Raw genomic sequence first — 9,877 nt, 5'->3', positions numbered from 1 at the left:
TCTTGTTCCCAGGCTCCAGCCTGGGAACACCATTTTTTTGTGGCTCCAGCCACATTTTGAAGAAGCGGCTGGAGCCGCAAGAACTAAACGTTCCCAGGCTGGAGCCTGGGAACGAGGGGTGAACCCCGGTAACCAAGCAAGGGGGTACGCAATAGAAACATTTCCGGCAGTAGGGCAGGACGCGATAAGATCTGAAAACTTGATTCTTAAACTTGAGAGTTCATAGTTCTTGGTTCTTCGTTCTTGGTTGAAAGAAATAAAGTCAATAAATTTGGATAGATATCTGGTCTGGCCTTAAAGACATACTGATCTGCTATAAAAAAAAATACAAACAGATGGTTACAAAAAAACTTTTGACTGTCCAGTTCTTACAGATAAGCAGCATAGTTCAACACGTTTCTGTTCAGGCGCATTCTGTAGTGTTGCTGGTAAAGTTCATTTCCCCGGGAGTCAAAGGGCAGGTATACCAGAAGGTATTGACGGGGCATGATCTTTATCTGTCTTAAATTATGGAGCAATGAAACGGGCCTTAGAAAGTCGGCCAGGACCACTTTGGTCAACCCTGCAGCATCTGAAGCGGACAGGGTGACCGGATGGGTTTTTTGCCCGGGCGGGTCCTTATGCCAGTCTTCCTGGGGCTGGGAGAGGGTAAGTCCGGTTGCAAACCCGAGAAGCTCTTTGGGGCGAATTTTAAAAGCCGGGGTCCAGAAATAAAACTTTTGTTTTCTGCAGCTGTCCTGCACCATTCTTGGCAGATTGGCCAGGCGGATCAGGTCTGAAGCAGACTTCAGGTCCAGCCCCGAGATGTCCGTTTCTATCCTGTAAAACGGCAGATAAAGCATGTTGTTCTGACTGTAAGGCATGGTGGCGAATTCAAGGGGGATGAACCTGTCTTTGGATTGAAGCCACATGGAGTTGCAATTGTGACAGGTAAAAGCCAGGCTGTCCCTGCAACCGTCTATATCCCAACCGCATGCAGGACAAAGGGCGGGTATGAATTTGATTCTCCACCCGGGATCTGAGGCAGTGTAATCTTCCAGCCTGGTCTCCCCGTATGCGGCAGTAGTTGCCACACGGTTCAGGACTGCATCCATGACCTCGCCCTGCTGAAGATAAAACGGAGCATAAATCATGCTGATGGTATCCCCGATAAAGCTGTTGAGGAATACAGGCCCTGGCAGGCTGGATCTGAACCTTTTTGTTGTCGTACCAAGGACATCGCCGAAAGAAACGTCCGGTTGCAGAAAAAGGCCTTTTTTATCCGGGGAGAGAAACTTGAGCCTCTGGGTCTGAGGTCTCAGGCCCAGGGACAGGGGGAAGTTATCCGAGTTCAAAGACTTGCTGCTGATATCCAGGATCCTTTTTTTTATTCCTCTGGGAGTGGATGAAAACAGGCACCCCTTGAACCTCCAGTAGGGAAAGTATATGAGATCCTTTTCTCCGGGGGCTGAGTCGGGAATAATATATCTGAAATAGTCTTTGCTTATGAGAAACGACTTGACCCGGCAGTATTCGCAGGAAAACAGGTGATCCGTCTCCTCGAGAACAGCCGGAGCCCCGCACTGGGGACATTGATGGTCGATAAGGATTTTTGATTGACGGCGCATTCAGGTTATCATGCTGTGTATCTGTTTAGCGCTTTGGATGTGGCATGGGGACTGGCTCTCCCCGCACTTATTTTGTAATACTGTCAAACATCCTTCAGAAAAATAAGTGCGGGGGTGCCTGTCCCCTGCTTTCCTAAAATCGCTAAACAGATACTCTGCTGCAGGTTGTGGGTCAGTAGTAATCATTCAGGGGGTACCGGAACCGGCCCGGGGATAGTCCCCTAACTGATATCAATTTCTTGTATTTTATGACAGGACTTCAAGAGCAAGTCTAAATCTTCTCACCACACTGGTTGCAAAACACAGATTCCGCCAGGTTTTCAGAACCACATTGAGTGCAGAACTTTGGCCCGGACTGTTTTTCTGCCGGATGTCCGCAACCTGAGCAGAATCTGGCATCCGGGTCCAGATTTCTACCACAATTGTCACACTCGGAAAATACCACCTGCTGTTGACCGCAATGACTGCAAAACCTGGCTTCATCAGGTACAGGTTTGCCGCATCCCGGACAAGGATGCTGCATTTCTTTGGCCTCAGGCTGCGGCCTGGCTGCTGCAAAATACTGGGCGAACATGGCAGGCATCATAAGTCCCATGCCCATGCCCATGCCCTGTCCGGCCCCTCCTTCAGCCTGGGCCGCCTTTTCCATGGACATGGCGGCTTTCATCTGCATCAGCTTGTTCATATCATCAAAAACCCCCATGCGGGAGCGGTCGTCAATTGCCTGCTGTACTTCCGGGGGCGGGGTTATGGAGTTGACATACAGATGGGTCAGACCCAGGCCGAAATGCGAAAAATCTTTCAGCAGCCTCTTCATCAAGCCACGGGCAAGCTCATCGTACATGGAGGGCAGGTTGAGAATGGAGTCGATATTATCTCCCATATAGTCATTGAACCTGGAAACAATGACTCTGTTCAGATATTCTTCGATTTCTTCTGTAGTGTACATGCCCATGGTGCCCACCAGTTTGTTTACGAACAGCAGGGGCTGAACAACCTGCAGGTTGAACACCCCGAAGGCCCTGAGGCGGACAAGGCCCAGTTCGCTGTCCTTAAAGGCCACCGGGTCTCTGGTCCCCCACTTGAGATTGGTAAAAATCTTTATATTTACAAAATACACCTCGGCCCTCAAGGGACTGTTGAAGGCCCAGGGCATACTCAGCAGCTTGGTCAGAACTGGAATATTGGCGGTTACCAGGGTATGCCTTCCCGGACCGAATACTTCAACAGCTTTGCCTTTGTAGAAAAATACGGCCGCCTGGCTTTCACGCACCGTAAGCTGAGCCCCGAACTTGATATCCCCGGAACCTTTCTGGGGCTTGCGGTGCAAAAGCTCTTTGCCGGTTCTGTCAAACCATTCAATGTTTTCAAGAAAAACCAGATTGTCTGCAGTCATGATGCATCCTCCTTATACATCCCAGGAATGAAGAACCTGGTATACACATGCTTCCACCTCATCCGCGGTATGTATCCAGGAAGTAAGTTTTTTTCAGCCGCAAAGCGGCTGATACCTTTTCCTTACGGGTCCCGCCCCGACTTAGGGTAGATTCAGCCTGAAACAACCTGATTTCTGCCTTGGAATTTAGCCTTATACAGTGCGGTATCGGCCCGTTGCAATATTGTTTCCAAGCTCTGGTCTCCCTGAAGATAACTGGCTGTTCCGATGCTTACAGTAAACTGTATCCTGGAGCCGGTATAATCCAGAGTGTTTCCCTGAATCTCTGATCTTAGTCTTTCTGCCAAAATCACCGCATTTTCCAGGTCTGTGCTGGGCAAGAGAACACCGAATTCCTCGCCTCCAAGCCTTCCGGCTGTATCCATAGCACGCATCATGTTGTTGAGGAGGGAACCCAAATATTGCAGGGTCGCATCTCCTGCTGCGTGTCCCAGGGTGTCGTTGATACGCTTGAAGTGGTCTATATCAAGCATGAGCAAGGATAAATGTTGATCATAACGCTTGGCCCTTTCAAATTCTTTTTGAGCGACATGCATAAAATATCTACGGTTCCACAGCCCGGTCAACTCATCGGTTATTGCCATAAGACGCAGTTTATCCTCAGTATTTTTTTGCTGGGTGACATCCCGAAAGCTCCATAACCTCCCAACCAGAACCTCCCCCTCGAAAAGAGGCCGTGAAAACCTCTCAAAAATTCGACCGTCCTTGAAGTAAAGAGTATCTTTTTCTTCCTGATCTGAATCATAGAGTAGTTGTATCTTTTCTAAAAATTTATCGGGTTCAGCCAACTGATCCAATACAAAACCGGTCAAGATATGATCATCTCTAGAGTCCAGGCTATCCAGGGGTATTCCCCACATGTCATAAAACTGGGGGTTGACATAGATAACCTGACGGTCCCTGCTGACCACCAAAATTCCTTCCACTGTAGACTCAAGTATCGCTCTGAGTTCATTGGCTTTTCTGTTGAGAGAATCTTCTGCCAGGTGTTCAATATTTTCCGCTATAGCGGCTATTTCCTGGTTGGAATGACTATACCTGGCTTCTCTTTTGGGCTTGCCCTGGGTAATGTCGGTGATACGTTTCCCCAAATCCATCAGTGGATGGGCGAAACGGCGTCCAAATATCTGGCTCTGAAGCATACCCAGGCCCAATGCCAGGCCAACTGCAACAAGTGTATAGGTTATTATACGCCAGATCATCGGCTGGATAATCTCCCGGCGATCCACCACACTAATGACATGCCATTCTGTAGTATCCAGAGTGTTGTAATACCCCCAAACTTTTTTGTTCTCCAGGGTGTATCTCAGTTTGCCATGTTTCTGGGAGATATTCTCTTTTATCTGGGGAAGATACTCTCCAAGATATATTTTATCTGGATGGACTATGATTTTTCCATTTTGATCCATGATATATGTACGCTGAGATTCATAGAAATGCCTTTCACTCAGCTGTCGGATAATCTCTTCTAAAGAACAATCAATTGCCACAACTCCGATATAATTCCCCTGATCATCCTTAAAAGCCTTGGACTGAGAAATAAGCCATTCTTCTGTTTTCGCCTCCTGGTAAGGTACTCCTATGGATGTAGCCGGCTTAGCCTGCATAGCTATAGTATACCATGGTCTTATAGTGGGATCAAAATTGTCGGGTGGAATGTAATCGTTTATTAATAATAATCCGTTTGCATAACCGGAATAAATGTAAGCGATATTTGAATTTGCTGATGCAATACTCTTGTAGATTTCAAGGGCTTTAGCACGGGCCTGTTCATTTGTCTTGGCATCGATAATGTCCTGGTTTTCTGCCAGGATATCCGTAGTATTCTTTACTTCATTGAAATATCCTTCGATGAAAATGCTGACCTCTCTGTTGGCACTCTTAAGAGAGTTGTTCACATTTTCAATGCTTAACCTGTAAAATACAAAAGAAAACAACATTCCCACAACAACCAATAATATGATTGAGGAAAAGAGTCCTAAATAAAAAAATTCCTTTTGTATTGAGTATTTTATTCTGGCAATCATTTGTATGTAGTGTATCTGTTTAGGCGCTTAGCACAGATTTCAAACAAACATGTTGGTCGTTAAAATCGGTTCCTGGTTCTTCGTTCCTGGTTACCTCCTGTTCCCAGGCTGGAGCCTGGGAACAAGAAAGAAAAGAAAAAAAATCCCTGCTTGCATGTTTATGGGGACAGGCACCCCGGCACTTATTTTTTATTGAACAAGCAACAGATTAGAAAAATAAATGCCGGGAGAGCCAGTCCCCGTGCTCAACGCGTCCTGCAAGGGTTAACCGAATGATGCCCCCAAGGGGCCACTTTTTCCGTGCAAGGTCGCGGAAAAGCCTAGTGACTTACAGGTGAAATCCTGTCATAAAAAACAAGAAATGGCCGGTTTCGGCATCTCATGAATGGTTCTAAGAAAATACCTGGATTCCGGCTTTCGCCGGAATGACGGATGAAAACAGGTCGTTGCATTGTGATGTCATACCGGCGGAAGCCGGTATCCAGGAATACTGCCCGGAGTTATTGAGAAGTTACTCCTGCAAGACTTAAATAGCCAGTATTACTGGGCCTGGTTCGGCTGGGAAAAGAAAGCTTCAGACCAATCCCTGGCCTGGGCGTGGAAGGCTTTGACCTGCTCAAGTTCCAGACCCAGCTGCCGGGTCTGGGTTTCCAGACTCTCCCAGTCGCCATCCTCGAAGGCTGAAAGTAAATTGAACAGCGGCAGGTATTCGCTTTTGGCATCCCGGCACAAGGCGGCCTTCAGCCTGGGATCCAGGGGAAGCTTTTCGGCCAGGTCTTTCATCTGCATACCGAGAATTACGTCCAGCAAAGAGAAAATGCCCACCAGGAACAGCGTATTCGGCTGGAATCCCCACCAGTCGTACTCCGTGGACAAAAGTTCAAAAAACCTGGCCCGCTGCAGGGAAAGAGCGGCAAGTTCCTGGGGAACCTCCTCCTGCCCGGCCATGTCAGCGATAATCACTGCCCTGAGCCATGTCTTGAGCTTGTTCCAGCCAAGCAAGGCAATGGCCTGGTCAATGGACTGAATTTTGCGGCTCAGCCCGAAGAACGGACTGTTCAGGTACGAAAGCAGGCGGAAGCTGATGGAGACATCCGGACCGATAACCGCGGCAAGTTTTTTAAAGTCCGGATCCTCGGATTCCATAAGCTGGAAGAGGTTGATCCGGGAGACATGGCTGGAGGACAGTTTCCGGCCGGGCATGGGTTCAGGCTCCTTGAAGAAACCGCCCTGGTAGAGCGTAAAACCCATATCCCTGGCCTTCTCGAACTGCTCGATGCTCTGCACGCCGCGCACCAGCAACTGTGTCTTGGTTTGCGCTGCCTGTTCAGCCAGGCCGTTGACCCTGGCAGAAGCAAAGTCCTGCACAAGTATGTCGGCTTGAGCGCAGAGCCCCTGATCCACAGAGCCCGGATCCAAATCAATGGACACAAGATATCCCTGCTGGCGCATGTCCTGCAGGCTTTCCAGAACTTCAGGCTGCCTGGCTGCCCCTGCCAGAACGCGCAGAACACCATGGCCGGGAGGCAGGGCATAAGGGGCACCGTCCAGAATGCTTTTGGCATCAAAGGCCACCGCGACCTTCTTGCCCCGTTCCATTGCCCCCTGCAGGCCTAGATAGGCGGTCGAGGCCAGGCTTGCAGAACTCTCCTGCTGGGAAAACACGTTGAAGATTCCCTCGCGCAGTTCCGCGCCCAGGAGCTCATACCCCCAGATGCGGCGTTTTTTGTCCAGTATGGGTTGTTTGGTAAAAAAAATGCCGGTCTGGGCATTTGAACTCGGGGAGCCTGATTTTTCCTGTGTTGCAGACATAAAACTTTCCTCGCAAATGATTATTTATGGAGAGTTAACACTAGATGCGACTGCAAAAAGGACTTTTTGCAGCCGCTGTAGTCAGTAAAGTCAAAGAGTCAGATGATCCACATTTTCCACTACCAGTTAACACTACAGCGAAACTTCAAAAATTTATCACCTGTCTCAATTGGGGACAGGCACCCCCAAACCTTTTTCTGAAGGATGTTTGACGGCATTTTAAAAATAAGTGCGGGGAGAGCCAGTCCCCGGAGGTCAATATATAAGTTTCGCTGTAATGTTAATTGTTCACCCCTGTTCACCCGCTCAGTTGTTCAGCAGTTAAAGGGGTTACGTTCCATATCTTTCTGGCGTACTCCATGACCGCCCGGTCGCTGGAAAATTTGCCCATATTGGCCGTGTTCAGAATGGCCTTGCGCATCCACTGCTCCTTATCGGCGTAGAGTTCGTCGACCCTTTCCTGGGCTTGAACATAAGGGCGGTAGTCGGCCAGGAGCAAGTAGTAGTCGCCGTTCCGGAGCAGATTGTCGATGATGGGCATGAAAAGTCCCGGGTCATCAGGAGAAAAACGGCCGGCAGCGATCATGTCCAGGGTCTGTTTCAGCTCCTGGTCCTTTTCATAGTAGCTGAAAGGGTCGTAGCCCTGACGCCTTTCGGCCTCGATCTGACCTTCTTCCAGGCCGAAGATGAAAATATTGTCCGCCCCGACCTCTTCCATGATCTCCACGTTGGCACCGTCCATGGTGCCGATGGTCAGTGCCCCGTTTAGAGAAAATTTCATGTTTCCGGTTCCGGAGGCCTCGTAGCCGGCTGTGGATATCTGCTCTGACAGGTCCGCGGCCGGGACCACTTTTTCGGCCTGGGATATACAATAGTTGGGCAGAAACAACACTCTCAGGTGCCTGTTGACTTCGGGATCGTTGTTGATCAACCCGGCTACGGAATTAATGAGTTTAATGATCAGTTTGGCCATGAAGTAGCCGGGAGCGGCCTTGCCACCAAACAGAATAGTACGCGCAGGGTGGTCGACGCCGGGATTGCTTTTGAGTCGGTTGTAGCGGGTTATGATATGAAGTACATTCAATAACTGGCGTTTGTATTCGTGCATGCGCTTGAACTGGCAGTCGAACATAGTATGGGGGTTGATGCCCATGCCCATCCTGCGCAGGACATATCTGGCCAGACGCTTCTTGTTTGCCAGCTTGGCCGCTGCAAAAGCCTGCCTGAATTGAGAGTCGTCGGCCAGCGGAATAAGATCACGAAGCAGATCGAGGTTGCAGGTCCAGTCCGGACCAATAGCCGAAGTGATCAGTTCCGACAGGTCTGGATTAATCTGCAGCAGCCAGCGTCTGGGCGTAACCCCGTTGGTGACGTTGGTCAGCTTGCCGGGAAAGAATTCGTCGAAATCCCGAAACAAGCCATTTTTGATGATTTCCGAGTGCAGGGCGGCTACGCCATTGACGGTATGACTGCCGACGATGGCCAGATTGGCCATACGCACCCTGCGCACCGGACCTTCCTGAATGATGGACATCCGTTCCAGCCGCCCCTGATCTTCGGAAAAGCGCTCGGCCACCTCCTGCAGAAAACGGTGATTGATCTCATAGATGATCTCCAGGTGCCGGGGCAGGACGTGCCCGATAAGGTCCACGGGCCATGTTTCCAGGGCCTCGGGCAAGACTGTGTGGTTGGTATAGGCAAAAGTGCGCGTACAGATGGACCAGGCCTGCTCCCAGGACATACCCTCCTCGTCCAGGAGCAGGCGCATCAACTCAGCCACGGCGATGGATGGATGGGTGTCGTTGAGCTGGACGGCCACATGGTCGGCAAAGGCGGACAGGGCACCGTGCTCCTTTTTGTAGCGGCGCATGATGTCCTGAAATGTCGCCGCTACCAGAAAATACTGCTGCTTGAGGCGCAGTTCCTTGCCTTGCATCAGCTCGTCGTTGGGGTAGAGGACCTTGGTCAGATTTTCGCTGATGACCTTGTCTTCCATGGCCCGCATGTAATCCCCGAGATTGAAGTGCTTCAGGCTGAAATCACTGCTGGACCGGGCAGTCCAGAGGCGCATGTTGGTCACATGTTCCCCGCCGTAGCCGGGAATCAGGATGTCGCAGGGCATGGCCATGACGTTGCCGGTATCCACCCAGCGATAACGAAGTCGCCCCTGGTCATCCTGATATGCTTCCGAGCGGCCGTAAAACCTGATCTCATAAAGCTGTTCCCGCCGGGGTATTTCCCAGGGCACACCCTGGCGACGCCAGTTGTCACAGCTTTCCTCCTGCCAGCCGTTAACAATGGACTGGAAAAATATTCCATAATCGTACAGGATGCCGTAGCCGTATCCCGGAATGCACAAACTGGCCATGGAGTCCACATAGCAGGAGGCCAGCCGGCCCAGGCCTCCGTTACCCAGACCGGCGTCCATTTCCACCTCTTCCAGTTCTTCCATGGTCAGTCCCAGGTTTTCCACAGCTTCTGAACAAACTTTTCGGATTTGCATGTTCGTCAAACAGTTCATCAAAAAACGACCCGGCAGGAATTCCAGAGACAGGTAATAGACCCGCTTGACCATGGAATCATAATAGGCCCGCTGGGTATTCATCCAGTTCCGAATCAGCTGCTCCCGAACACTGTAGGCCAGACCGTGATAATATCGATAGCTGTCAGGTACATGGGCTTCGTCGCCCAGGATGGATTCAATGTTGCGCACAATGTCGTCCGGCAGACTGGCAAAATCATTGCTTTGTACTGAAGGCTCAGATGCTTTTGGGGAAAGAGACATGGTTGCTCCTTGCTGGAAAAGGTTATGGTTCTTCCGGTTTAAGCGTACTTGCATGTTAAGAAAAGAATATCTCACGCCCGGGCCTGCCGGCCCTAGAGGCGCAGAGCTCGCTGAGAGATAAGCAGGAGAAGAATTTAATATTCATATCCACCGAGCCGGTGTATATGAATAACAAGCTCCCCCGCAGGGG

General features: G+C 50.1%; 5 protein-coding genes. All 5 read right to left on the bottom strand.

The genetic code is table 11. The annotated features are described in order from the left end of the window. Positions 1–368 precede the first annotated feature (368 nt). Positions 369–1,607 (bottom strand): hypothetical protein, encoded by a 1,239-nt coding sequence (locus QZP87_RS05105; protein WP_291321842.1) that lies wholly within the window; start codon positions 1,605–1,607, stop codon positions 369–371. 271 nt (positions 1,608–1,878) lie between these two features. Then, positions 1,879–3,003, bottom strand: a complete 1,125-nt coding sequence (locus QZP87_RS05100) for an SPFH domain-containing protein (RefSeq protein WP_291321841.1) — start codon at positions 3,001–3,003, stop codon at positions 1,879–1,881. A gap of 152 nt (positions 3,004–3,155) precedes the next feature. After that, a complete protein-coding gene (locus tag QZP87_RS05095; protein WP_291321840.1) occupies positions 3,156–4,961 on the bottom strand; it encodes a diguanylate cyclase in 1,806 nt (601 codons plus the stop codon). Positions 4,962–5,630: 669 nt separating this feature from the next. Next, positions 5,631–6,902, bottom strand: a complete 1,272-nt coding sequence (locus QZP87_RS05090; protein ID WP_291321839.1) for an HDOD domain-containing protein — start codon at positions 6,900–6,902, stop codon at positions 5,631–5,633. Between the two features lie 298 nt (positions 6,903–7,200). Then, positions 7,201–9,687 (bottom strand): glycogen/starch/alpha-glucan phosphorylase, encoded by a 2,487-nt coding sequence (locus QZP87_RS05085; RefSeq protein WP_291321838.1) that lies wholly within the window; start codon positions 9,685–9,687, stop codon positions 7,201–7,203. Positions 9,688–9,877: the final 190 nt, after the last annotated feature.

Origin of the sequence: Desulfonatronospira sp., assembly GCA_003563255.1 — a bacterium.
Lineage (GTDB): Bacteria > Desulfobacterota > Desulfovibrionia > Desulfovibrionales > Desulfonatronovibrionaceae > Desulfonatronospira.
This window is presented reverse-complemented; position numbering and strand designations above follow the sequence as displayed.